Here is a 22907-nt window from a genome sequence, read left to right as displayed (position 1 = left end):
CGGTTCATGCGGATTTGCCCCCCCGAGCGCCCGCACCTTGCCGCCGCCACGGCACAGGCTTGCCGCCATCCTGCCTCGCCGCCCCCACCTGCGCTCTTGCCCCGCGCCGCCGCGCTTGGCATAGGAGGCGGCGATGCGCCGCGCCATGACATATCAAGAAATCTGCGAGTGCTTTGCCCGCTTTCAGGCCGCCGAGCCGGAACCGAAGGGCGAGCTGGAGCATACCAATGCCTACACGCTTCTGGTGGCAGTGGCGCTTTCGGCGCAGGCCACCGATGCCGGGGTCAACAAGGCCACGCGCGGCCTCTTTGCCGTGGCCGACACGCCCGAGAAAATGCTGGCGCTGGGCCTTGAGGGCGTGACCGAGCATATCAAGACCATCGGCCTCTTCCGCCAAAAGGCCAAAAACGTGATCAAACTGTCGCAAATGCTGGTCGATGGCTTTGACAGCAAGGTGCCCTCATCGCGCGAGGCCCTGCAATCGCTGCCTGGCGTGGGCCGCAAAACCGCCAATGTGGTGCTGAACATGTGGTTCCACCAACCCACGCAGGCGGTCGACACCCATATCTTTCGCGTGGGCAACCGCACCGGCATTGCGCCCGGCAAGGATGTAGACGCGGTTGAGCGCGCCATGGAAGACCGCGTCCCGGCCGAGTATCAGCAACACGCCCACCATTGGCTCATCCTGCATGGGCGCTACACCTGCAAGGCGCGCAAACCGCAATGCGCCGCCTGCCTGATCCGTGACATTTGCCTTTTTGAGGAGAAGACCCTGTGACCACCAATTATGACGTTGTCGGCATCGGAAACGCGATTGTTGATGTGATTTCCCATGGCGATGACAGCTTTCTGGAGAACATGGGCATCACCAAGGGCATCATGCAGCTGGTCGAGCGCGAGCGCGCCGAAGTGCTCTATGCCGCCATGGGCGACCGGGTGCAAACTCCCGGCGGCTCTGTTGCCAACACGCTGGCAGGCATCGGCACCCTGGGGCTGAACACCGCCTTTGTTGGCCGGGTGAAAGATGATGCGCTGGGCCGCTTTTACGCCGAAAAGATGGAGCTTGAAGGCACCGTCTTTCCCAACGGCCCGGTTGATGACGCCGGCCAGCCGCCCACCTCCCGCTCGATGATCTTTGTCTCCCCCGATGGCGAGCGCTCGATGAACACTTATCTTGGCTGCGGGGCCGAGTTTTCTGAGGACGACGTGGATGTTTCGGTGTTGGAAAACACCCGCTACCTCTTCCTTGAGGGCTACCTTTACGACAAGGACAAAGGCAAACGCGCCTTCACCGCCGCCGCCAATGCCTGCCGCCACGCGGGTGGCAAGGCGGGCATCACCCTGTCTGATCCCTTCTGCGTGGACCGCCACCGTGACAGCTTCCGCGCCCTGATCGAAAACGACATGGATTTCGTGATCGGCAACGAGGAAGAGTGGCTCTCCCTCTACCAGACCGAGAGCCTTGAGGTCGCCATGGGCGAGGCCGCCATGATCTGCCCCACGCTGGTGTGCACCCGGTCCGGCAAATCGGTGCTGCTGCGCCATGAAGATGAGCAGGTGGAAGTGCCCGTCACCCCGGTTGTCCCGGTTGATGCCACCGGCGCGGGCGATCAGTTTGCCGCCGGATTCCTTTATGGAATGGCCACCGGGGCCAGCCTCGAAACCTCGGGCCTCATGGGGGTGACAGCCGCCGCCGAAGTGATCCGCCACATCGGCCCGCGCCCCAAACGCCCCTTGCGTGACATCTTCCACGATGCCGGGCTGCTCTAAGCCTTGAACCACCGCGCGTGGGGCACACCTTGCCCCACCGCGCAAAGCCTATTCCTCCTGGTGCCAAACCACCGCGCCATCCCGGTCGACGTAGGAAAAACGGTGCCACGCGTTTCCGTCAGCCGGATAGCGCACTTTGGCCAGCCCATCCCTGAACGGAAGGTCCGAGCCGAATTGCGGCGCTATGGCGTGCTTGCCCGACAGGTCCAGATAGCCCCAAAGATCGCCCAGCTTGAAGCTCGCGCGACCGTCATGAAAGTAGCCCGTCCGCATCTCGGGGCTAAACCAACGAGGCCGCCCCAAAATCCCCGGCATCGCAGGCTTGCCATTGGGGCGGTAATAAGCCGTGCCTTTCCGGGGATGGGTGATTGAGGCCACCCCGCCAGAGAGCGAGGGGCAGGCCTTTGGAATTGAGGGGGACCAATAGGTCAGCGGGAGCGTGCCGATCACTTCGGCGGAGGCAATGTCATACACATCGGCGCGGTCTTTGGCAGCATTGCGCACAATCCAGAAACCGTCCTGCACAGCGCTTTGAATACCCTCACCCTGCACTTCAAATTCCTGCTTGAAGACAGGCGTGCCCTCAAGGGTCACCACATTCACCCGCCCTTCGCGCACGACCGTCGCAAAAGGGTCCGTCGGTGAAAGGGAGATGTGATCGTAGATCGCGGGCAGGATGATCTCGCCGTGCTGGTCCATCAGCCCCTTTTTGCCCTTCCACTGAGAGCCCTCGTGAAACACATATCGCCCGTGGCAGGAGCTCGTGAAATAGGCCCGAAAGGCGACAGAACCATCAAGCCGCATTGCGTAATAGCGGGTTTCACCGGTGAAAATGATGTCCCGCCCAACAAGCTCCCAAAGGGCGGCATTGTCGCCATCTATCAGCCGTGTCGCCTGAAAAATGCCGTTCTCGTCCGGGCGCGTGAACGGCCCCACCTGATACTCTTCGGGAATTTCAAGAACCGTCTCGCCGCTCTCGTCGATCACGATCTTCTGGCGTTCCCCGTGGCGCACAACAATCGCATAGCCCGCGTCAGAAAAGTAGCGCCCCATCACGCTCCTGTTCTGGTGGAACTGCGGCTCGATCACCACGTTCCCCAGCCCATCCATAAAGCCCATACGCGGGCTCCACCGATTGGACGTTGTCTCCAGTATCTCAAAAAGCGGCAAGGGGCCTCCCGCTCAAACCAACCCTATACCCGCACCACCGAAACCCCCTGCGCCACAAACTCGGCAGGCACCTCGGAATCCATGAAGGCAATGTCATAAGCGTCCCGCCCCACGGCGATCACTGCCAGCGAGTCGGCGGCGCACATGCCGGTGGCGTCCACCAGGTGCCAGGCATCATCCAGCCAAACCTGCGTCACGGCATGAAAATCGGGTGGGTACACATCGGGGCTGTAGGCGGCAACCATGCGGGCAGGGATCTTGGCGGCGCGCGCCATGGTGCAAAACAGATGCGCGTAATCCCGGCACACACCTTCGCGCCCGGCGAAGGTTTCCAGCACGTTGGTATCGGCGTCCGAAGCGCCCGGCACATAGGTGAGGTTGCTTTCGATCCAGTCGCGGATCGCGGCAATCTTGCGCCCGCCCGTCACATCGCCAAAGCGTTTGGCCACAAAGGCGAAGAACTTGTCAGACTGGCAGTAGCGCGAGGGGCGCAGATAGGGGGCCACATCTGCGGGCAGCCGGTGCAGCGGCATCGCCTCCAGCCCATCAAGCTGCACCGCCGGGCGGGTTACATCCACCGTGGCGCGGTAGAAAAGCACCATCTCATAGCCCGGAACCTGCGCCCAGATCCGCTCACCCACATAGCCATCCCCGGTGATCCGGTCCACCTGTGCCGCGCCAAGATCAATGTGTTGATCCACAATCACCTGCCCCTCGGTTTGCGCCGCTTCCAGCGCCAGAAACACCGTATTGGGCCGCGAAAACCGGTAGGTCATCCGAACATCAATCGAGAGCAGCATGCGCTATCCTTTGGCCTGTCTTGCGGGCTGGGCCTTTGGCCGATCCGGCGGGGTGGGGGTGGCTTGGCCCGGCGCGTCTTGGGCGCGCTCAGGGCGATATCTGTAAGCCGAGTGCCCTATCGGCCCTGACGGCGATCTGCAACACGTGATCCGCCTGCGGCCTGTGCCGGCCTCACTCCTCGGGGTAGGCCGCCTTGCAGGCTGCAACCTCACGCCTGGCCTGGGCAATCAACTCGGTGCGCTTGGTCTTCAGCCCGGCCAGCTTGCGCCGCTCTGCCGCCGGATCAATGGAAACCGCCTTGTCGCGATAGCGCGTCGCCGGGCGGTGGCACCACTTGGTAATAACGCGCGGCCCGTCCTTGGTGCCGATTTCCACGTTGCATTGGTAGGATTCAAAGCTTGTGTAGGCCTCCTGCTCTATCGCGTAACCGCGCGCCAGATTGGCCTCGGTGGTGGCGATCAGCTCGTTCACCGCGCGCAAGTCCTTGGTCACCCGCGCGATGCAGGCCTCCTGCGGGGTGGCACAAGCCGCCAGGAACGTGAGCAGGAAGAGAAGCGCGAGATGCCGCATGGAGGTGTCCTTTCAATGGCTTGACCGCAAGGATAGGCTGCGCGGCAAGATTCGCCAAATCACGATGATATTGCAGGAAGGACGCCCCCGATGAGCAGCAGGATGGACGCCGAAAAAACCCGCGCCTCGGCATGGTTTCGCACCCTGCGTGATGAGATCGTCGCCGCCTTCGAGGGGCTGGAAGACAAACTCACCACCGCTCCCGCTCCGGCAGGCCGCTTCGAGGTGAGCGAAACCAAACGCGCCTCCGATGATGGCTCCGATGCGGGCGGCGGGCTGATGAGCGTCATGCGCGGGGGCCGGGTGTTCGAGAAGGTGGGCGTCAACGTGTCCACCGTGCACGGCACGCTTGGCGACGCGGCGCAAAAGGCCATGGCGGCCCGCGGCGTGCCCGGCGTGGCCGAAAACCCGGCCTTCTGGGCCTCTGGCATCAGCCTTGTTGCGCATATGCAAAACCCCCACGCCCCGGCGGTGCACATGAACACCCGCATGTTCTGGACGCCCTCGGCCTGGTGGTTTGGCGGCGGCTCCGATCTGAACCCCTGCATCGAGTATGAGGAAGACACCGCGCACTTTCATGCGACCCAAAAGCGCCACCTCGACCCGCATGGCGATGATCTTTACCCGGCGCTCAAATCATGGGCCGACGAGTATTTCTACATCCCCCACCGCAAACGCGCCCGTGGGGTGGGCGGCATCTTCATGGATGATCGCAATTCCGGCGATTGGGAGGCTGATTTCGCGCTGACGCAAGACATTGGCCGCGCCTTCCTCCCCGCCTTCCTGCCCCTGACCGAGCGGCGCATGGGTGCTGAGTGGAGCGAGGCCGACAAGAACACCCAGCTCATCCACCGGGGCCTCTACGCCGAATATAACCTTGTCTACGATCGCGGCACCAAGTTTGGCCTCGCCACCGGGCATGACGCCAACGCCGTGCTGATGAGCCTGCCGCCGCTGGCAAAATGGGTTTAGCCCTTCAGGGCCAGGCGCGATCCTCGCCTTAGGGCGCGGTCACGATCACCTTGGTTTGGGACGGCACGATATGGGGCGCATGGCTTTGCTGCACCGTATGGGTCAACTCATGGCCCAACAGGTGCTTGCCTTCTGCCTTCACATCAAACGAGTAGCCGGTGAACGCCCCCTTGGTATGCGCCTTTGCTCCCATCACACCCGGCTCGTCGCCAAGGCTGGCCACAGTCACGCTTTTGAACCCGGCGCGGTAGATCGCCTCCTTGAGGTTCACCTTCTTGCCGTTTGCCGGCTCGGTCGAGATCGAAGGGTAGGGGATCGGCACCGGCCCCCCTGGCGAGGGCGTTTTGCAGACGTCTGGAAAGGCCACCACCAGCGTGCCTTTCCAATCTTTCTTCACCCCGGCCTGCTGCAACACCGCAGGCAGGTCTTGCCCGCGCACCTTACGCCCGCCCTGTTGGCCGTGGGTCACCACAATTGTATCGGTTTTTCCGTTGGCCGCGTCAGACAGGTTTGACGGACTCACTGTGATCTCATCATCCGGCATCAGATTTCCCCCTGAAATGCCGCTGATTATGCCACCGAATCGCCTATTTCACACGCCGCAGCGCGGAAACAGCCTGCGGTTGCGTGCCCGGATGGGCGGGGGCTTAGCCGCCGCGCACCGTGTCGATCATCAATTGCACGTTGTCGGGATCGGCATCCGGGGTGATCCCGTGGCCGAGGTTGAAGATATGCGGCCCGCCCTTGAACGCCTCAACGATATGGCGCGTCTCGCGCACCAGATCCTCGCCTCCGGTCACCATATGCGATGATTTGAGGTTGCCCTGCACGCAGCCGTCTTTTTGCACATGCTTGGCAGCCCATTCCGGGGTCACGCCATCATCCAGCGCTACGCAATCGGCCCCTGTTGCCTTGGCGAAGCCTTCAAACCGCTCGCCCGCGCCGCGCGGGAAGGCGATGATCGGCGTGTTGGGGTGGCGCGCCTTGAGCGCGGCAATGATCTTGCGTTGCGGCTCAAGCGAGTAGCGGGTGAATTCATCGCCCTCAAGGCTCCCAGCCCAGCTATCAAACAGTTTCACCACCTCGGCCCCGGCCTCGATCTGGGCGCTCAGGTATTCCACCGTCGCCTCGGTGAGCAGGTCCATCACCGCGTCAAACAGCGCGCGATTTTCGACCATCAGCTTATGCGCTGGCCCTTGGTCGGGGGTGCCGCGCCCGGCGATCATATAGGTTGCCACCGTCCAAGGCGCCCCGGCAAAGCCGATCAGCGTGGTCTTTTCGGGCAGCTCGCGGCCTAAAATGCGCAGGGTTTCGTAGATCGGGGCGAGATGCTCATGCACATCGCCCGCGTGCTTCAGCTTTTGAAAGTCGCTATGGGTTTCGATGGTGGAAAGCCGCGGCCCCTCCCCGGTGACAAACCACAGATCCGCGCCAAGCGCCTGAGGCAGCAGCAGAATATCGGCAAACAGGATCGAGGCATCAAAATCATAGCGCCGTATAGGTTGCAGCGTGACCTCGGCGGCCAACTCTGAATTGTAGCACAGGCTCAGGAAATCCCCGGCTTTGGCACGGGTGGCGCGGTATTCCGGCAGGTAGCGCCCGGCCTGGCGCATCATCCAGATCGGCGGAACTTCCTGGGCCTCACCCGCTAGTGCCTTGAGAATGCTTTTCTTTTCCGCCATGACCTGCCTCCTTGGTGCGGGGTTTGGTCTCTTGCGGGGCAGCTAAAGTCAAGTGTCGCATTGTCACCCCCGTGCCTGCGGGCTATCCCCACGGGTATGACCAAGACGCTCAAGATCGGCACCCGCGGCTCTCCGCTCGCCCTTGCCCAAGCCATCGAAACCCGCGCGCGCCTGATGAAGGCCCACGGGATGCTCGAAGAACAGTTCGAAATCGTGGTGATTACCACCACCGGCGACCGTGTGCAAAACCGGGCGCTGCGCGAGATTGGCGGCAAGGGGCTGTTCACCAAGGAGATCGAAGACCAGCTCATTGAGGGCGGTATCGACGTGGCCGTGCACTCGATGAAAGACATGCCCGTTGCCCAGCCCGACGGCTTGATGCTTGATTGTTACCTGCCGCGTGAAGACCCGCGTGATGCCTTCATCTCGTTTGAAGGCGGCACCCTGGCCGATCTGCCGGATGGCGCGGTCGTTGGCACCTCGTCGCTGCGCCGCAAGGCCCAGCTTTTGCACAAGCGGCCTGATCTCAAGGTGGTTGAGTTTCGGGGCAATGTGCAGACCCGCGTGAAAAAGCTGCAAGCCAAGATCGCCCATGCCACCTTCCTTGCCATGGCGGGCCTCAACCGGCTGGATGCCATGGCAATTCCGCGCACGCCGATCTCGCCGGATGATATGCTGCCTGCCGTCGCCCAGGGCGCTATCGGCATCGAACGGCGCATCGGTGACAGCGAAACCGAAGCCCTGCTCGCGCCGCTGCGCCATGAAGAAACCCACATGCGCCTCGCCGCCGAGCGCAGCTTCCTCGCCGCGCTGGATGGCTCTTGCGAAACCCCCATCGGCGGCTTGGCCGAGATTGATGGCGGCACCCTCACCCTGCGCGGGGAAATCCTGCGCACCGATGGCACCGAGGCGCTGGTTGGCAGCCGCTCCGGCCCCATCGCCGACGGGGGTATGATGGGCGAAGACCTCGCCGCCGAGCTTTTGGCCCGCGCTGACGATGGCTTCTTTGACTGGCGCTGACGCCCCGCCACCGCCCAAAACGCCGCTTACTGCGCCTGCCTGACCAGCTCCAAAACGCTTGGCCCCATGGCCTCTACCAATATCTCCACGCCGCTCGCATCGGGGTGAATCCCATCACCCTGCAAATGCTCGCGCCGTGCTACCTCCCTATCGGGCAGCTCCGCGAGGCCGCGAAAGAAATCGGGGTAGAGCAGCGTTTCATATTGCGCTGACAGCTCCGCATACATCCCGTCAAACGCTGCCTTGTAATCGGCGCCGTAGTTCATCGAGGCGGCCACACCCACCAGCAGCACGGGCACGTCCTTTGCCTTGGCGGCCTGTAAAATACCATCAAGGTTGCGGCGGCTCACAGCCGGATCAAGCCCGCGCAGCAGGTCATTGCCGCCCAGCGCCACAATCATCGCGTCAACGTCATCGGTGAGCGTCCAATCCACCCGGCTGAGGCCGCCTGCGGTGGTATCTCCGCTCACACCGGCGTTGCGCACCTCTACCTCAACACCCTGTTCTGTAAGCCAGGCCTGCATCTGCGGCACAAAGCCATCGGCCCTTGGCAACCCGTAACCCGCTGTCAGGCTATCGCCCAATGCAGCCACCACCACCGGCTCGGCGGCTGCGGCAAAGGGCGCAGAAACCAGCCAAATTGCAGCAATCCCCTTGCAGGCCAACCTCTTGGCACCATATCGAAATGAAACGAAAGGCCGTGCCATGACCGATCCGATCCTCTCCCTCAAAGACCTCACCTTCGCGCTCGACGGCAATGCAGGGCGGGTCGAGATCCTGCATGGCATCTCGCTCTCGGTCGAAAAGGGGGAAACGCTGGGGCTCATCGGGCCGTCAGGGTCTGGCAAATCGTCACTCCTCATGTTGATGGGCGGGCTTGATACAGCCACATCCGGCACCGTCACCGCGCTGGGCCAGGACCTCACCGCAATGGATGAAGACGCGCTGGCCCGCTTCCGTCTTGAGCATATGGGGGTGGTGTTCCAATCCTTCCACCTTATTGGCACCATGACCGCGCTGGAAAATGTTGCAACCCCGCTCGAACTGGCCGGCGCGGCAGATGCTTTTGAGCGCGCCGAGGCCGAGCTTGATGCGGTGGGGCTTGGCGACCGCGCCCATCACTACCCGGCGCAAATGTCGGGCGGGGAGCAGCAGCGGGTGGCCCTGGCCCGCGCCATTGCACCGCGCCCCGATATCCTGCTGGCAGATGAACCCACCGGCAACCTTGATGCCGCCACTGGCGCACTTGTGACCGACCTGTTGTTCAAACTCTCCTCCGAGCGCGGCGCCACTCTGGTGCTTGTGACCCACTCCCGTGAACTGGCCGCCCGCTGTTCGCGGGTGATCCGGCTGGCCGACGGGCTGATCGCCCCCGAAGCCGCTGATGCGGCGCAGCCTTCCCCCGAGGCCGCAGAATGAACCTCAGCCACGCGCTGCGCATCGCCCGGCGTGAGCTACGTGGCGGGCTTTCGGGCTTTCGCGTGTTCATCGCCTGCCTCGCGCTCGGCGTGGCCGCAATTGCCGCCGTGGGCCTTGTGCAGGAAAGCCTCACAGGCGGGCTGATGCGCGAAGGCGCCACCATGCTGGGCGGCGACGCCGAGATGCGCTTCACCTACCGCACCGCCGATGGGGCCGAGCGCAGCTGGATGGAGGCCCGCGCCACGGCCGTTTCCGAAGTTGTCGATTTCCGCTCGATGGTGCGCGCGGGGGAAAACACCGCGCTGACCCAGGTGAAGGGTATTGATGCCGCCTATCCGCTTTATGGCACCCCGCGCCTTGATCCGCCCATGGCGCTGGCCGCAGCACTTGATGGGGCAGGGGGCCTGCCCGGCGCGGTGATGGACCCGGCGTTGATCGCCCAGCTTGGCCTTTCGGTGGGAGATACGTTTGAGCTTGGCACCGCCAGCTACCACCTGTCTGCCGCCCTCACGCTAGAGCCGGATGCCGCTGGCTCTGGCTTTTCGCTTGGGCCGCGCACCCTGCTGCGCCGCGCCGCTCTTGAAGGCTCGGGCCTGCTTGCCCCCGGCACCCTGTTTGAAACCCGCTATCGCCTCGCCCTGCCCGAAGGGGTTGACCTTGAGGCGATGAAAACCGCCGCCGAGGCCGAGTTTCGCGATGCCGGCGTGCGCTGGCGCGACAGCCGCAATGGCGCGCCGGGGCTTAACCGCTTTGTGGATCGGATCAGCGCCTTTCTGGTGCTGGTGGGGCTTGCGGGCCTTGCGGTGGGTGGCGTGGGGATTCAAGCGGCCGTGCGCGCCTATCTGGAGCGCAAAACCCCGGTCATCGCCACCCTCAAAACGCTGGGCGCAACCCGCGCGACCATCCTTTGGGCCTACCTGATCCAGATCGGCGTTCTGGCGGCGCTCGGCATCGTGATCGGCCTCGTGCTGGGGGCGCTCGCGGTGCTCGCCATCGCGCCGCTGCTTGAGGCCCGCCAGCCTTTGCCGACCGAGTTCACCATCTACCCCGGCCCGCTGGCCGAGGCCGCGCTCTACGGCGCGCTCACCGCCCTCGTGTTCACCCTCTGGCCGGTCTCCCGTGCCGAAGAGATCCGCCCCGCGCAACTCTTCCGGGCCATCACCGACAGCGCCACCTGGCGGTTGCCCCGCTGGCCCGTCATCGTCCTGACCGTGGCGCTTGTGGCGGCGCTGATCGCTTCTGCGGCGTATTTTTCGGGGCTTGTGACCCTCACCCTCTGGGCCGCCCTCGGCGTGGCCGCCGCCCTTTTGCTGCTGCTCGCCGCCTCATGGGGCATCCGCCGCCTGGCCCGCCGTCTGGCCCGCGCCCGCATGGTGCGCGGCTGGTCGGCCCTGCGCCTCGCGCTTGGCTCTGTGGGCGGTCCGGGGCAGGAGGCGGGCGCGGTGGTGCTGTCGCTCGGCCTTGGCCTTTCGGTGCTGGCGGCGGTGGGGCAGGTTTCAACCAACATGCAGGCGGCTATCGAAGGCGACCTGCCCGAGGTCGCGCCTTCGTTCTTCTTCATTGATATCCAGCCCACCCAGATCGACGGCTTTCGCGCCCGCGTCGAAGGCGATCCGCAGGTCACGCGGGTGGATACCGCGCCGATGCTGCGCGGCGTGATCACCCGGATCAACGGGCAGGATGCCGAGAAGGTGGCAGGCAACCACTGGGTTGTGCGCGGGGATCGCGGCCTCACCTATGCCGCCGCCCAACCCTCCAGCATACGCGTCACCGAGGGCGCGTGGTGGCCCGAGGATTATACCGGCGCCCCGCTGATGAGCTTTGCGCGCGAAGAGGCCGAGGAGATCGGCCTTGAGGTCGACGACGAGGTCACGGTGAACGTGCTCGGCCGCGAGATCACCGCCCGCGTGGCCAACCTGCGCGATGTGGATTTTTCGACCATGGGCATCAACTTCGTAATAACCTTCAACGAGGCTGCGCTGAAAGGCGCGCCGCATAGCTATATCTCAACCGTCTATTCCGCGCCGGAGGCGGAAAACGCGATCCTGCGCGATGTCACCCGCACATGGCCCAACATCACCGGGATCGGGGTGCGCGATGCGATCTCCCGCGTGGCTGGGCTGATCGAGGGCATCACGGCGGCGATCACCTATGGCGCCATGGCCTCGCTGATCACCGGTGGCGTGGTGCTGATCGGTGCCGCCGCCGCGGGCCAACCGGCGCGGGAGTTTGAAGCCGCCGTGCTCAAGACCGTGGGGGCCGAACGCCGCCGCGTGCTGGCCTACCTCACCCTGCGCGCCGCGCTCCTCGGGTTTGCGGCAGGGCTTGTGGCGATCTTTGCTGGCGGGTTGGCAGGCTGGGCGGTCACGACCTTTGTGATGGAGGGCGATTTCACCTTCGAGCCGCTCTCGGCGCTGGCCATCGTCACCGGCGGCGTTGCCGCCACGCTCATCGCAGGCCTGCTCTTCGCCCTGCGCCCGCTCGCGCAGCCCCCCGCCCGCGTGCTGCGTTCTGCCGAATGAGCGGGGCTGCTGCGATAAAATCGCGCCCTTGCGGGCGCATTCCCTTGTTGATTTGGGCCAAGCTTCCCCGTTGCGCCCTTTTCTCGGCGCGCCGGACGCGGTAGCAGGCGGCATGTCCTACCAGCTTCCAGATCCGGCCCAGGGGCTCGACCTGCCGTTTGACACGGTGATCGACGTGCGCGCGCCTGCTGAATACGCCGAGGATCACATCCCCGGCGCTATCTCGCTACCGGTGTTTTCCGATGCCGAGCGTGCCCAGGTCGGCACGATCTACACTCAGCAAAGCCCGTTTCTGGCCCGCAAGGTGGGCGCGGCGATCCTGGCGCGCAATGTTGCCGCGCATCTCGAAGGGCCTCTGGCGGATATGGATGGCGCATGGCAGCCGCTGGTTTATTGCTGGCGCGGCGGGCAGCGCTCTGGCGGGATGTCGACCATCCTCGCGCAGATCGGCTGGCGGGTGCAAAAGCTGGAAGGCGGTTACCAAACCTATCGGCGCGGCGTGGTGAAAGCGCTTTACGAGGCCGAATTGCCCCATCGTGTGGTGCTGCTTGATGGCTACACCGGCACCGCCAAGACGGACCTTCTGGCGCTGGTCGCTGAGCGCGGCGGGCAGGTGCTTGATCTTGAGGGGTTGGCCAATCATCGCGGCTCGCTGCTGGGCAATATGGGGCCGCAACCCGCGCAAAAGGGCTTTGAAACCGCGGTTTTGGCGCGCCTTGCGCAGCTTGATCCCTCAAAGCCGGTGCTGGTGGAGGCTGAAAGCTCAAAGATTGGCGAGGTGCTGGTGCCCCCGTCCCTCTGGAAGCGGATGATCGCTGCGCCCCGGTTCACCGTCACCGCGCCGCTGGAGGATCGCGCTCGCTATCTGGCGCGGCTCTACGCCGAGCTGGCAGCCGATACCGGGGCGCTGAACGGGCTGCTCGCCATGCTCACCCGCCTGCATGGCCGCGAGGTGATTGAGGGGTGGCAAGCACTCGCCGAAGCGGGCGAGGTTGAAACGCTGGCCGCCGCGCTCTGCACCCAGCATTACGACCCGCGCTACGGCAAATCCCGCGAACGGCTGACAGAGCCTGCGGCGGCGCTCGATATCCGGCTCGACAGCGATGGGCTGAACCGCGCGGCGGACAGGCTGGTGCAGGAGCTTACAGGTTTGTGAGCGCTGGCAGGCGTGGGATTGGATATTTACAGCAAGAAAATGCGCCGAACAGGGCCGAATTTTTGCGCAAAATATCTCTGCCGAAGGCGCGAACCGCGTGTTACCGCAGGGTGATCAACGGCTCGCCTTCCACCACCTGACCGATCCTTGCCGCCTCAAACCCCAAATCGCGCAACTCCTTGATCAAGGCACTCGCCCGCCCGGCCGAAACCGCCGCCAGCAGGCCCCCGGCAGTTTGTGGATCAAACAGCAGAGCAGCCTCGGGCGGCAGCGGCGCGGGCAGGATGATGCGGCCAGCGGCGGCGCCTCTGTTGTCGGGCCACAGGGTTGAACGCACCCCTTGGGTGGCCAGTTCGGCGGCCCCCGGCAGCAGCGGCACCGCCTCAAGCTTCAGCGCCGCGCCCACGCCGCTGGCCTCGCAAATCGCGGCAAGGTGCCCGGCAAGGCCAAAGCCTGTCACATCTGTCATCGCATGGGCCGAGCGCAGCAGCTTTGCCGCCGCGCCCTGTGGCTTGGCCATCGATTCGAGCGCACCGCTCACCCATGCGCCCCGTGCCTTGCCCTGCATTTCGCCTGCAAGGATCGTGCCGGTGCCAATCGGCTTGGTGAGGATCAGCGCATCGCCCGCTTTGGCCCCCTCCAGCCCCACCGGATAAGCGGTGCGCAGGCCGGTCACGGTAAAGCCAAGGATCACCTCCGCGCCCATCGCCGAATGCCCGCCCACCAGCTCCGCCCCTTCGGCGCGAAACACCTCGCTGGCTGCGGACAGGATTTCTTCAAGGCTGCGGGCCTGCATTTGCGGGGCCATGCGCGGCAGGTTCACCGTGGCCAAGGCCGCCTGCGGGCGCGCGCCCATTGCCCAGACATCGCCCAGCGCATGCACCGCCGCAATCCGCGCCATAAGCGCCAGGTCTTCGGTGAACCCGCGCAGATGGTCGGTGGTGATCACCTGCCAATCGCCCTCCATCGCCAGCACGGCGGCATCGTCTCCGGGCAGCGAAAGCACGTCATCGCGCTCGGGCGGGGGCAGGGCCTTCAACGCCTGTTTCAGCGCGGCGGGGGCAATCTTGGCGCCGCATCCGGCACAAAGCGCCTGCTCGCCACCCGCCTCTTCGGCCATGCTGGGCAGATCGGTGAACTTTTTCATAAAGTTCTGATCAATCCGGTTTTTCAGCTTCCAGACCCGCGGCCCGGCCAGTGCGACCCCCCATTTCTCACCGATGGCAGATTTATCGCCAAGCGAGATCAGCTTGAGGTAATCGCTCTGTGGCTTGAAGCGCCGCAACTTGGGGTTGCCCGCCACCACACGGCGCAGGTTTTCCAGCAGAACGCCCGCCGCCCTTACCGCATACACCCCGGCCTTCGGGCGCGGATCGGGGGTGAAATGGGCGCAATCGCCCACCGCGAAAATGGCCTTGTCGGTCAGGCTGCGCAGATCGGCGCCCACCTTGATGTAGCCGCTCTCCAGCGCCAGCCCCGTTTCGGTGAGCCAATCGTGCGGGCGCGCCCCGCCCGCGCCGATCACAAAGCGCGCCGGAACCTCCCGGCCCCCCTCCAGCACAACCGCGCCCTCAATCAGCCGGGTGACGGGGGTGTTTTCCACTACCCACACCTGCTGATTGCGCAATTCCTCGAAAATCCGCGCGCGTGCCGATCCGCCAAGGCCGGGCAAGGCCTCGGCCGCGTCAATCACATGCACCTGCGGCTCCGCGCCCGCCTGAATCAGCCGGTGGCGCGCTGCCATCGCCAGCTCCACCCCCGCCACGCCCGCGCCAATCACCACCACCGGCGCTTTCTCGCCCGGCTCCACAGCCTGCACAAAGCTGTCCCAACGGTCGGCAAATGTGTCGAGCGGCTTGGCCGGGGTGCCATGTTCGGCAAAGCCCTCAAGCCCCGGCATTTCTGAGGTTACGCCCACGTCTACAGAGGCAATGTCATAGCCAATCTCACGCTCGCCGTTGGCGGTGCTCACACGCACCACCTGCGCCGCCCGGTCGATCCCTGTCGCATGGCCCAGCACCAGCCGCGCCCCCGCCGCCCGGCACAGCCTGACCAGATCAATCTGCAATTCGTCGCGCGTGTAATGCCCCGCCACATGCCCCGGCAGCATCCCCGAATAGGGCGCGGTGGGGCCGGGGTTGATCACCGTCAGCCGCGCGCCCTTGATCGGCTCCATCAGCGCCATCCTGAGCACCAGGGCATGGGCATGCCCCCCGCCGAGCAGAACGATGTCACGGGTCAAACTGGGCAAGTGCTGCAAGGCCGGGCTCCGGATTCCTAGGTTTAACCATGATAGCCCGTTTGTGCCCGGACGGGGAAGCGCAGCAGGCGCGGTTTCCACAGCGATTGTTGTCTGGGGCGGCGCGATCATTGGCATCCCAGCAAATTAGCGCCAAAACGGAAACAAAGGCCTCCTGCCAGCACATCGGTTTTCCCCCTTGACGGCTGTGCCCTGCGCCTCTACATCGGCCCTCGCTTTAGGCGGAGTAGCTCAGGTGGTTAGAGCAGCGGAATCATAATCCGCGTGTCGGGGGTTCAAGTCCCTCCTCCGCTACCATTCCCCCCCCCACGGGGTGCGACATTTCCCACAGCTTGATCTTGATGCAACGCACGCGGCGCAGGTCGCGGCGGTTGCGTGCAATCCTACGCCGTTGCCGCGCGAAAAGCCTCTTGCCCGAATCTATATTTCCGTTATTCATGAAATATGGAAATAGACGCGCCCTCCCATCTTGCAACGCTCGGCCACCCACAACGGTTGGCCATTTTTCGGCTGCTCATGCGCCGCTTCCCAGATCGGGTTGCCGCTGGCGAATTGGCGCAAACCCTGTCGCTCAAATCCTCCACTCTCTCGGCCTACCTCGCGGCGCTCTCGCAAGCAGGCCTCATCACCCAGGAGCGGGTCGGCACCTCCCTGCGCTACGCGATCAACATGCCCGAGGTGCGCGCCACCCTTGGGTATCTCTTCCTTGATTGCTGCCGTGGCCGCCCCGATCTTTGCGCCCCGGCCACCGCGCCCGGCCCCGCGCAGGGCACGCCCGAAGGCCCCTATAACGTCCTCTTCATCTGCACTGGCAACTCTGCCCGCTCGATCTTTGCCGAAGCGCTTTTGCGCCGCGAAGGTGCGGGCCGCTTCAATGTCTACTCCGCTGGCACCCAGCCCTCCGCTCGGCCAAACCCCTACGCGCTGGAGGTTCTGTCGCAGGACCAGCATGACATTTCGCACTTACGCTCAAAGCACATCGCCGAGCTTCAAACCGCTGCCGCGCCCCCTTTCGACTTTGTATTCACCGTCTGCAATCAGGCCGCCAACGAGGATTGCCCAGCCTGGCCCGGCCAGCCCGTGAGCGCCCACTGGGGCCTGCCTGATCCGGTGGCTGCCACCGGCACCGAGGCTGAAAAGAGCCTCGCCTTCCGGCAAACCTACGCCGCGCTGCAAAACCGCATCCGCGCTTTCACCGCCCTACCACTCGCCTCGCTTGACCGGATTTCGCTGCAAAACGCGGTTGACGAGATTGGTCGCACCACACCCGGACACCCAACATGACAGTTTATGCCCTCAATGGCCTTGGCCGCATCGGTAAACTCGCCCTGAAACCGCTGCTTGCCCGCGGCGCGCAGATTGCCTGGATCAATGACGCGGCGGGCGACCCCGAGATGCACGCCCATCTTCTTGAGTTTGATACCGTGCATGGCCGTTGGCAGGCCAACTTTACGCATGACAATCACAGCGTCACCATTGATGGCACCCGCATTCCGTTCATCGGCACGCGTGACCTTGCCGCCTTGCCGCTGGCGAACGTGGATGTGGTGATTGATTGCACCGGCGCCTTCAAAACAGAGGCCGCGCTTGCGCCCTACTTTGCGGCGGGGGTCAAAAAAGTCATCGTGTCTGCCCCGGTCAAGGACGGCGATGCTGCCAATATCGTCTACGGCGTCAACAATGCCGCCTTTGATCCCGCACGTCATCGCATCATCACCGCCGCCTCCTGCACCACCAATTGCCTCGCGCCGGTGGTCAAGGTGATCCATGAAAACCTTGGCATCAAGCACGGCTCGATCACCACGATTCATGATGTGACCAACACGCAAACCATCGTTGACCGCCCGGCGAAAGACCTGCGCCGCGCCCGTTCGGCGCTGAATTCGCTGATCCCCACCACCACCGGCAGCGCAACGGCAATCACCATGATCTACCCTGATCTCAAGGGGCGGTTGAATGGCCATGCGGTGCGCGTTCCGCTGCTGAACGCCTCGCTCACTGACTGCGTTTTCGAACTCGCGCAAGAGACCACTGCCGCGCAGGTGAACGGCTTGTTCAAGGCCGCGTCCGAGGGCGAGCTTTCCGGCATCCTCGGCTATGAAACCCGTCCGCTGGTGTCCGCCGATTACACCAATGATACGCGCTCCTCGATCATTGATGCGCCGTCGACGATGGTCATTAACGGCACCCAACTCAAGGTTTATGCGTGGTATGACAATGAGATGGGCTATGCGCATCGCCTCGTTGATGTTGCGTTCATGGTCGGTGCTGCGCTGTGACAAAGGCTGCCGCCCGCCCCGAAGGCATGGCCGCCTATATCGCTGTCACGGCGGTCTATTGGGCCTTCATGCTCACCGATGGCGCGTTGCGTATGTTGGTGTTGTTGCACTTTCATACCCTTGGGTTTTCGCCGGTGCAGCTTGCCTATCTCTTCGTGCTTTATGAACTCGCCGGCATGGTCACCAACCTCTCTGCTGGCTGGATCGCTGCTCGCTTTGGCCTCACCACCACGCTTTATGCCGGGCTCGCGCTGCAAATTGTGGCGCTGTTCGCCTTGGCGCAGCTTGATCCGGGCTGGACGATGGGCCTTTCGGTGGTCTTCGTCATGTTGGTTCAGGGCCTGAGCGGGGTGGCGAAGGACCTTGCCAAGATGTCCTCCAAATCGGCGGTCAAGCTGCTCGCCCCAAGTGAAAACGGCGGTCTGTTTCGCTGGGTCGCAGCACTCACCGGGTCCAAGAACGTGGTCAAGGGGTTTGGCTTTTTGCTCGGCGCTGCCCTGCTTGCCAGCCTCGGCTTCACCTGGTCGGTGCTGGCGATGGCGGCGGTTCTGGCGCTGATCCTGCTCGCAGTGTTTTTCGCTATGCCGCCGGGCTTGCCCAAGGGTCGCAGGGGCGCAAAATTTTCCGAAGTCTTCTCGAGGTCGGCCAACGTCAACTGGCTGTCGCTGGCCCGCGTTTTCCTGTTTGGCGCGCGCGATGTGTGGTTCGTTGTGGGCATCCCGATCTATTTCTACGCCGTGTCGTCGGACGGCAGCGCGGCGGGCAACCGCGCCGCGTTTTTCCTGATTGGCAGCTTCATGGCGGGTTGGATCATCCTCTATGGGTTGGTTCAGGCCACGGCACCGCGCCTCTTGCGGGCCGGATCGCGCCCCGAGGCTGATTTGATCGGCGCCGCCCGTCACTGGGCCGCCGCCTTGTGCGTCGTGCCTGCAACTCTCGCCGTTGCCACTGCTGTCACGCCTGCGCCGCAGATGTGGCTGACGGTGACGATCATCCTCGGGCTGTTGGTTTTTGGCGCGATCTTCGCGGTCAACTCCTCGCTCCATTCCTACCTCATCCTCGCGTTCAGCAAGGCCGAGCACGTCACAATGGACGTGGGCTTCTACTATATGGCCAATGCTGCCGGGCGGCTGCTTGGCACGCTCATGTCCGGACTCACCTACCAAATCGGTGGGCTAGCGATGACGCTGAGCACAGCCGCGGTGATGGTGCTCGTCAGCGCCCTCGCCGCAGGCCGCTTGCGCCCCGTCGCCGATGCGTCCGATGGCTTAACTTAACCAAGGAAGGTTAAAACTTCGTGTGCATGGCATGTGCATCGGTTGTGCATGCTTTGTGCAAGTGATCTTATTGCAATTAGCGGCAAAAATCGCTTCGCAATTAACACCCCGCACGCGCGCAACGCCGCCCTTCCAACCCCTTGAAATTACAAGGGCTTCAGGCTCCATCCTGCCGCTTCCAGCCGCGCACGCACCGCCCGCGCAATCTCCAGCGCCTCCGGCCCGTCGCCATGCAGGCAAATGGTATCAATCCGCGCCGGTATCTCCTTGCCAGACAAGGAAAAAATGGCACCGCTCCCAATCATCTTTAGGACCCGCTCGGCAGCGGCATCAGCGCCCTCAATCATCGCACCGGGCTGCGAGCGATCCACCAACGTGCAATCATCATTATAGGCGCGATCTGCAAAAATTTCGCAAGCATACCGGGCCTTTAGCCGCTCTGCGACCCGCTGCTGCGCGGTCTGTGCGATCGTCATCAGCACCAGATCCGGCTGCACCTTCAAGGCAGCCTTAAAGCAAGCTTCTGAAATCGCTGCACTTTCCGCGGCCATGTTGGCCAGCGCACCGTGAAGCTTTAGGTGCCGCACCTTGCCGCCAGCCTTCGCCGCCATCGCCATCGCGGCCCCAAGCTGATACGTGACAAGATTGCCAAGCTCCTGTTCTGTAAGAGAAATTCGGCGCCGTCCAAAGCCTTGGAGATCGGCAAAACCGGGGTGCGCACCAATGCCAACGCCGCGTTTCACTGCCTCGGCCATGGTCGCGGCCATGTGATCGGCGTCTCCGGCATGGAAACCACAGGCCACATTGGCCGATGTCACCACCTGCAGAAGCGCCGCATCCGCCCCCATTTTCCATGGTCCAAAGCTCTCGCCCATGTCGGCATTCAGGTCGATCGTGCGCCTCATTCTGTCTCCAATTCGTCGCCCGTTGTGGCGCCGTCAACCAATTGATATTCATGCAAATTGGCGATATCATGCGGGCTGCGGATCAATGGTTCCACCGCCTTTTCAAGGCGCGCTAAAATCATCGCCTCACTCTCCCAAAGCGCATCTGCCTCAACCAGTGAAATCGCCCTAAACCGTAGCGCCGCGCCAGCCCCCGCCTGTGCCGCTTTTGGCAGGTCGGCGGCGATCACCGTGCCGATCCGGGGATACCCCCCCACCGTCTGACATTCGCTCAGCAGCACATAGGGGCGGCCATCTCCGGTCATCTGGACATCGCCCGGCGTCAGGAAATCTGAAGCCAAGTCTCTGGTTTCGTTGGTAAATGCCTCGCCCTCAAACTCCAGCCGCAGCCCTTGCCGATTGGCCTGTGCCGCCCGTTTAAACACAGTCGCAAAGAACCGTTCTCGAACTGCCGCATCAAACAACTCGGTCTGCGGCCCCGGCATCACCCGCAGCACCCCGCCACTCAACCGATCCGCGACTGCGAGCCGCTTTAACCCAGCGCTCACATCAGGATCGGCCCCTAACGCAATTGTCCCGGCGTTCAGAAAGTTTCCAATGCCACCAAGAAGATGCGCCGAGCGGCTGCCCAGCCATTCCGGCCCGATCACGCCGCCTGCGAAAGCGAGGTAGCCATAGCTTCCGGCTTGTGCGCCGCGCACGTCCAGCACCTCTCCGGGGGCCAAAACCGCGCTCGTATTGCTCGCTACCACGCGGCCCTCGACCGAGGCATTCATCCTTGCGCCAGTCAGCACAAACCGCGTTGGCGCATCGACCGAAAACCGCCCGCCCATTCCGGCCATTTCCAGCGCGGACAAGGGGGTGGTTTGGCCCAGCAAAGCCGCCGCTTCAAGCAGGGCCAAACGGTCCGCCGCGCCGCCACGTGCTAGGCCTTTGGCACGCCAACCGTCGCGGCCCAAATCCTGTACCGTCAACCCCGGCCCGGCGCTGTGGATCGTCAACACCGTCATGCCAATTCCTCACAGTGCGCGCCGCCAAGTTCTGTATTTTCAAGTGATTGCCATTCGCTCTTCGCCACTTGCTCCAGCCTCACGGCATCCCCCGCCTGCAACAAGAACGGCTCGCGAGCCTCAGGCCGAAACGGGCGAAACGCAGCGCGGCCAACCTGCCGCCAGCCGGTTTTACTGGCGGTAGGAAACAGCACCAATTGGCGCACCGCCACAACCAAGGCCCCAGACTCAACCCGCGGGGTGAGGTCGTGCTGTCGCGCGATGTTCCAATGCTCGGGCAGGAAGCCAAGGTAAGGCAATCCCGGCGCAAACCCAATCGCTCGGACCCGGAGTTCATGTTCCGTCAATTCTTTTATGGCATCTTCCACTGTGACACCGGCCATTTGCGCTGATTCTGTCAATCCTGGGCCGTCGAGCACAACGGGGATGTGCCATCGGCGTTTTGGTTTTGGATCACTCAGGCCAGTCCACTCCCCTGCGAGGATCTCTCGCAATGCGGGTTCAATCGCGCTGCGGCGTTCCTGCCGGGGGTCAAACCGCAGCATCACCGAGGCCAGCGCGGGGGCGATCTCTACCACCGGCAGCGCCTTGGCCGCTTCGGAAAAGCGGGCCACAGCAGCGCTCGCCTCGGGGCTCACGGCACGGGCGAAGCGTACAACAATGCCGTCTTGCCCCAGCGGCAGGATTTCGGGCGTTATGGCGGGGTGACTCATGTGTTCTCCGGTATATTGCGGAGCATCATCCTCTCGCATCCGCGCGGGTTCAACCCCCGCTCACAGCCGCCGGACCCCTTGATCGGGAACCAGTGGGGTGGCGAGGGGCAAGGAGGCAGGTGCGGCTTTCGATGAAGAAATAGCAGGTCACGCCGATGCCTTTCTTTGAGGGGTGTCGCATAATACCCGTTGCCCGCGCCTCTGCGCGCCAGCGACCTCTTGGCTTTGCGGGGCAATCGCATCAATGCCGTCAAGGGCCGAATCCGAGGGGCTAATGGCGATCTTCAGAAGCAGGCGCAACCAGCGTGGCCGAGACCGACCCCATCGAAGTGACCAGCCGTTTATCAAGCGTGTTTCTGCATGCGGCGCACCTGTCGGCCAGCAACCAGCATAAGGGAGCGCTTTGGCAATGGCTATAATCAGAAACCCGGGGTGCGAATCCTTGATGGACCGGTACGCGGCATCGACGTGGTCGCCGCCTCTTGCGACACGTGCTCCATCGCGGTGACGACGGTCACAAGCTCAATGGGGCCTACTGGGGTGCGCGGGTCAGATTGGGCACGCACGTCTCGAAGTTTCCCGAGATGGTGACGCGGTGGGCGGTGAATACCTCCGACATCACGCCAATACGGCACAGCTCGTGTCGTCAGACGAAGGCGACGTTGATCGTTCTCCCATGCTCCATATCATCGATGCCGTTCCCGTCGTAGCTACCGCAAGCAACCTGTTTCTTCATGGCGTAACCCGTCGCTATGGTTGGAAAAATTTGGCACAGTTCCTGGCGGCACCGAAGTGCGGCGCGCGCCCTTTTCTATGGTTGGGTGACGGCGAGCACCGTCATCTATGGCGCATCGCTGCAAAATTTGCGGATGGAGGTGGTGCCCTGGTTCCTCGTCCTCGGCTCACCGCTTCTGGCCGTCTATAGCGCTGGGATGGGCCACTTGGCGGAAACCTGGGCTGCATTGCGAACCGCCTCGCAGGCGGCAAGGCGCTGCACGGCGGTTCCGGTGGCACGACCGATGCGCTGACGCTTTGCAATTTTGTCCATCTCAGCAATGGAACCTCTTTAGCGCGCCCATGCAGGAGGGCCACTGCCTGTTGATTGAGGCCGATCGCGACCTGCCAGTAAACGCAGCCAAAACCCCGCTTGGTGATCTTGCCCCGGTGGCTGACACTGAGTTTGATTTAGGCAGGCTCCGCACCGTCCTAGGCCCCAGTAACGGCGAGCTTGATCATTTTTTGCCTGCGCGATCCCGGCCCCAGGATGTACTGCGCCTGCCTCCTTGAAGGCGGTGTTGCTCTGCAATGACCCGCGCGCCGGTGGCGGCCTATATCGCGCGGGGTTGGCGTGGTGCTTTTGTGCCTCCGGTAGGCACGGGAT

Annotated in this window: 20 protein-coding genes and 1 tRNA gene; 11 read left to right on the top strand and 10 right to left on the bottom strand. The window is 63.6% G+C overall.

Features of this window, described 5'->3' with window-relative positions; genetic code table 11:
* The first annotated feature begins 145 nt into the window (after positions 1-145).
* Positions 146-778, top strand: a complete 633-nt coding sequence (gene nth, locus P1U55_RS03830) for an endonuclease III (protein ID WP_301046179.1) — start codon at positions 146-148, stop codon at positions 776-778.
* Positions 775-1770, top strand: a complete 996-nt coding sequence (locus P1U55_RS03825; protein WP_301046178.1) for an adenosine kinase — start codon at positions 775-777, stop codon at positions 1768-1770. The genes nth and P1U55_RS03825 overlap by 4 nt, the downstream gene beginning before the upstream one ends.
* A 48-nt stretch (positions 1771-1818) precedes the next feature.
* On the opposite strand, the gene P1U55_RS03820 is transcribed toward P1U55_RS03825, so the two are convergent.
* The 3 genes from P1U55_RS03820 to P1U55_RS03810 all read right to left on the bottom strand — a co-directional run bounded on the left by P1U55_RS03820 (position 1819) and on the right by P1U55_RS03810 (position 4311).
* Entirely contained in the window at positions 1819-2889 is a 1071-nt protein-coding gene (locus P1U55_RS03820; protein ID WP_301046177.1) for a WG repeat-containing protein, read from the bottom strand.
* Between the two features lie 74 nt (positions 2890-2963).
* Positions 2964-3740, bottom strand: a complete 777-nt coding sequence (locus P1U55_RS03815) for a transglutaminase family protein (protein ID WP_301046176.1) — start codon at positions 3738-3740, stop codon at positions 2964-2966.
* 172 nt (positions 3741-3912) lie between these two features.
* A complete protein-coding gene (locus P1U55_RS03810) occupies positions 3913-4311 on the bottom strand; it encodes a hypothetical protein (protein WP_301046175.1) in 399 nt (132 codons plus the stop codon).
* Positions 4312-4401: 90 nt separating this feature from the next.
* Here P1U55_RS03810 and hemF point away from each other — a divergent pair, with 90 nt between their 5' ends.
* Positions 4402-5283, top strand: a complete 882-nt coding sequence (gene hemF, locus P1U55_RS03805) for an oxygen-dependent coproporphyrinogen oxidase (RefSeq protein WP_301046174.1) — start codon at positions 4402-4404, stop codon at positions 5281-5283.
* A gap of 28 nt (positions 5284-5311) precedes the next feature.
* Here hemF and P1U55_RS03800 read toward each other — a convergent pair whose 3' ends face one another.
* Both P1U55_RS03800 and hemE read right to left on the bottom strand, forming a co-directional pair.
* Positions 5312-5827 carry a PAAR-like domain-containing protein gene (locus P1U55_RS03800; RefSeq protein WP_301046173.1) on the bottom strand — a complete coding sequence of 172 codons (516 nt, stop codon included), beginning with the start codon at positions 5825-5827 and terminating at the stop codon, positions 5312-5314.
* 103 nt (positions 5828-5930) lie between these two features.
* Positions 5931-6965: a uroporphyrinogen decarboxylase gene (hemE, locus tag P1U55_RS03795; RefSeq protein WP_301046172.1), complete on the bottom strand. Its 1035-nt coding sequence runs from the start codon at positions 6963-6965 to the stop codon at positions 5931-5933.
* A 96-nt stretch (positions 6966-7061) separates the two neighbouring features.
* Here hemE and hemC point away from each other — a divergent pair, with 96 nt between their 5' ends.
* Complete coding sequence (gene hemC, locus P1U55_RS03790; RefSeq protein WP_301046171.1) at positions 7062-7985, top strand: hydroxymethylbilane synthase; 924 nt, start codon at positions 7062-7064, stop codon at positions 7983-7985.
* Positions 7986-8011: 26 nt separating this feature from the next.
* Here hemC and P1U55_RS03785 read toward each other — a convergent pair whose 3' ends face one another.
* Positions 8012-8692, bottom strand: coding sequence for an arylesterase (locus tag P1U55_RS03785; RefSeq protein WP_301046170.1), 681 nt, complete (start codon positions 8690-8692; stop codon positions 8012-8014).
* On the opposite strand from P1U55_RS03785, the gene P1U55_RS03780 reads away from it, so the two are divergent.
* From P1U55_RS03780 to mnmH, 3 genes are all read left to right on the top strand, one after another.
* Positions 8691-9404 carry an ABC transporter ATP-binding protein gene (locus P1U55_RS03780; RefSeq protein WP_301046169.1) on the top strand — a complete coding sequence of 238 codons (714 nt, stop codon included), beginning with the start codon at positions 8691-8693 and terminating at the stop codon, positions 9402-9404. The genes P1U55_RS03785 and P1U55_RS03780 overlap by 2 nt on opposite strands.
* On the top strand, positions 9401-11926 hold the full coding sequence (locus P1U55_RS03775; protein ID WP_301046168.1) for an FtsX-like permease family protein: 2526 nt from the start codon (positions 9401-9403) through the stop codon (positions 11924-11926). Before P1U55_RS03780 ends, P1U55_RS03775 begins: the two co-directional genes overlap by 4 nt.
* Before the next feature lie 112 nt (positions 11927-12038).
* Positions 12039-13082, top strand: a complete 1044-nt coding sequence (gene mnmH, locus P1U55_RS03770; protein ID WP_301046167.1) for a tRNA 2-selenouridine(34) synthase MnmH — start codon at positions 12039-12041, stop codon at positions 13080-13082.
* 100 nt (positions 13083-13182) lie between these two features.
* Here the strand turns inward: mnmH and selD are convergent, their stop codons facing one another.
* The gene (gene selD / locus P1U55_RS03765) at positions 13183-15333 is read right to left on the bottom strand and encodes a selenide, water dikinase SelD (RefSeq protein ID WP_366943011.1); all 2151 of its coding nucleotides are present in this window, start codon (positions 15331-15333) and stop codon (positions 13183-13185) included.
* A 229-nt stretch (positions 15334-15562) separates the two neighbouring features.
* Between selD and P1U55_RS03760 the strand changes: the two genes are divergently transcribed.
* The 4 genes from P1U55_RS03760 (at position 15563) to arsJ (ending at position 18898) form a co-directional block, all read left to right on the top strand.
* Positions 15563-15639 (top strand) — tRNA-Met (locus P1U55_RS03760).
* Positions 15640-15786: 147 nt separating this feature from the next.
* Positions 15787-16626, top strand: a complete 840-nt coding sequence (locus P1U55_RS03755; protein WP_301046165.1) for a helix-turn-helix domain-containing protein — start codon at positions 15787-15789, stop codon at positions 16624-16626.
* Positions 16623-17621: an ArsJ-associated glyceraldehyde-3-phosphate dehydrogenase gene (locus tag P1U55_RS03750; protein WP_301046164.1), complete on the top strand. Its 999-nt coding sequence runs from the start codon at positions 16623-16625 to the stop codon at positions 17619-17621. Before P1U55_RS03755 ends, P1U55_RS03750 begins: the two co-directional genes overlap by 4 nt.
* Entirely contained in the window at positions 17618-18898 is a 1281-nt protein-coding gene (gene arsJ / locus P1U55_RS03745; protein WP_301046163.1) for an organoarsenical effux MFS transporter ArsJ, read from the top strand. The genes P1U55_RS03750 and arsJ overlap by 4 nt, the downstream gene beginning before the upstream one ends.
* A gap of 146 nt (positions 18899-19044) precedes the next feature.
* Here the strand turns inward: arsJ and P1U55_RS03740 are convergent, their stop codons facing one another.
* From P1U55_RS03740 to P1U55_RS03730, 3 genes are read right to left on the bottom strand one after another with little or no spacing between them, the layout of a single operon-like run.
* Positions 19045-19803 carry a LamB/YcsF family protein gene (locus P1U55_RS03740; RefSeq protein WP_301046162.1) on the bottom strand — a complete coding sequence of 253 codons (759 nt, stop codon included), beginning with the start codon at positions 19801-19803 and terminating at the stop codon, positions 19045-19047.
* The gene (locus tag P1U55_RS03735; protein ID WP_301046161.1) at positions 19800-20813 is read right to left on the bottom strand and encodes an urea amidolyase; all 1014 of its coding nucleotides are present in this window, start codon (positions 20811-20813) and stop codon (positions 19800-19802) included. The genes P1U55_RS03740 and P1U55_RS03735 overlap by 4 nt, the downstream gene beginning before the upstream one ends.
* A complete protein-coding gene (locus P1U55_RS03730) occupies positions 20810-21526 on the bottom strand; it encodes a carboxyltransferase domain-containing protein (RefSeq protein WP_301046160.1) in 717 nt (238 codons plus the stop codon). Before P1U55_RS03730 ends, P1U55_RS03735 begins: the two co-directional genes overlap by 4 nt.
* Positions 21527-22907: the final 1381 nt, after the last annotated feature.

Origin of the sequence: Vannielia sp. (assembly GCF_029212645.1) — a bacterium.
In the GTDB taxonomy this organism is placed as follows: domain Bacteria; phylum Pseudomonadota; class Alphaproteobacteria; order Rhodobacterales; family Rhodobacteraceae; genus Vannielia.
The sequence above is the reverse complement of the archived record's forward strand: the minus strand, read 5'-3'. Positions and strand labels throughout refer to the sequence as shown.

What these genes read in the sequence shown, in the direction of transcription:
- P1U55_RS03750 (WP_301046164.1), top strand. Translation starts at nt 16,623, where the DNA reads ATGACAGTTTATGCCCTCAATGGCCTTGGCCGCATCGGTAAACTCGCC.
- P1U55_RS03775 (WP_301046168.1), top strand. Translation starts at nt 9,401, where the DNA reads ATGAACCTCAGCCACGCGCTGCGCATCGCCCGGCGTGAGCTACGTGGC.
- hemF (WP_301046174.1), top strand. Translation starts at nt 4,402, where the DNA reads ATGAGCAGCAGGATGGACGCCGAAAAAACCCGCGCCTCGGCATGGTTT.
- P1U55_RS03785 (WP_301046170.1), bottom strand. Translation starts at nt 8,692, where the DNA reads ATGGCACGGCCTTTCGTTTCATTTCGATATGGTGCCAAGAGGTTGGCC.
- hemC (WP_301046171.1), top strand. Translation starts at nt 7,062, where the DNA reads ATGACCAAGACGCTCAAGATCGGCACCCGCGGCTCTCCGCTCGCCCTT.
- P1U55_RS03755 (WP_301046165.1), top strand. Translation starts at nt 15,787, where the DNA reads ATGGAAATAGACGCGCCCTCCCATCTTGCAACGCTCGGCCACCCACAA.
- mnmH (WP_301046167.1), top strand. Translation starts at nt 12,039, where the DNA reads ATGTCCTACCAGCTTCCAGATCCGGCCCAGGGGCTCGACCTGCCGTTT.
- P1U55_RS03815 (WP_301046176.1), bottom strand. Translation starts at nt 3,740, where the DNA reads ATGCTGCTCTCGATTGATGTTCGGATGACCTACCGGTTTTCGCGGCCC.
- P1U55_RS03800 (WP_301046173.1), bottom strand. Translation starts at nt 5,827, where the DNA reads ATGCCGGATGATGAGATCACAGTGAGTCCGTCAAACCTGTCTGACGCG.
- P1U55_RS03735 (WP_301046161.1), bottom strand. Translation starts at nt 20,813, where the DNA reads ATGACGGTGTTGACGATCCACAGCGCCGGGCCGGGGTTGACGGTACAG.
- P1U55_RS03820 (WP_301046177.1), bottom strand. Translation starts at nt 2,889, where the DNA reads ATGGGCTTTATGGATGGGCTGGGGAACGTGGTGATCGAGCCGCAGTTC.
- P1U55_RS03780 (WP_301046169.1), top strand. Translation starts at nt 8,691, where the DNA reads ATGACCGATCCGATCCTCTCCCTCAAAGACCTCACCTTCGCGCTCGAC.
- P1U55_RS03740 (WP_301046162.1), bottom strand. Translation starts at nt 19,803, where the DNA reads ATGAGGCGCACGATCGACCTGAATGCCGACATGGGCGAGAGCTTTGGA.
- hemE (WP_301046172.1), bottom strand. Translation starts at nt 6,965, where the DNA reads ATGGCGGAAAAGAAAAGCATTCTCAAGGCACTAGCGGGTGAGGCCCAG.
- P1U55_RS03810 (WP_301046175.1), bottom strand. Translation starts at nt 4,311, where the DNA reads ATGCGGCATCTCGCGCTTCTCTTCCTGCTCACGTTCCTGGCGGCTTGT.
- P1U55_RS03730 (WP_301046160.1), bottom strand. Translation starts at nt 21,526, where the DNA reads ATGAGTCACCCCGCCATAACGCCCGAAATCCTGCCGCTGGGGCAAGAC.
- nth (WP_301046179.1), top strand. Translation starts at nt 146, where the DNA reads ATGACATATCAAGAAATCTGCGAGTGCTTTGCCCGCTTTCAGGCCGCC.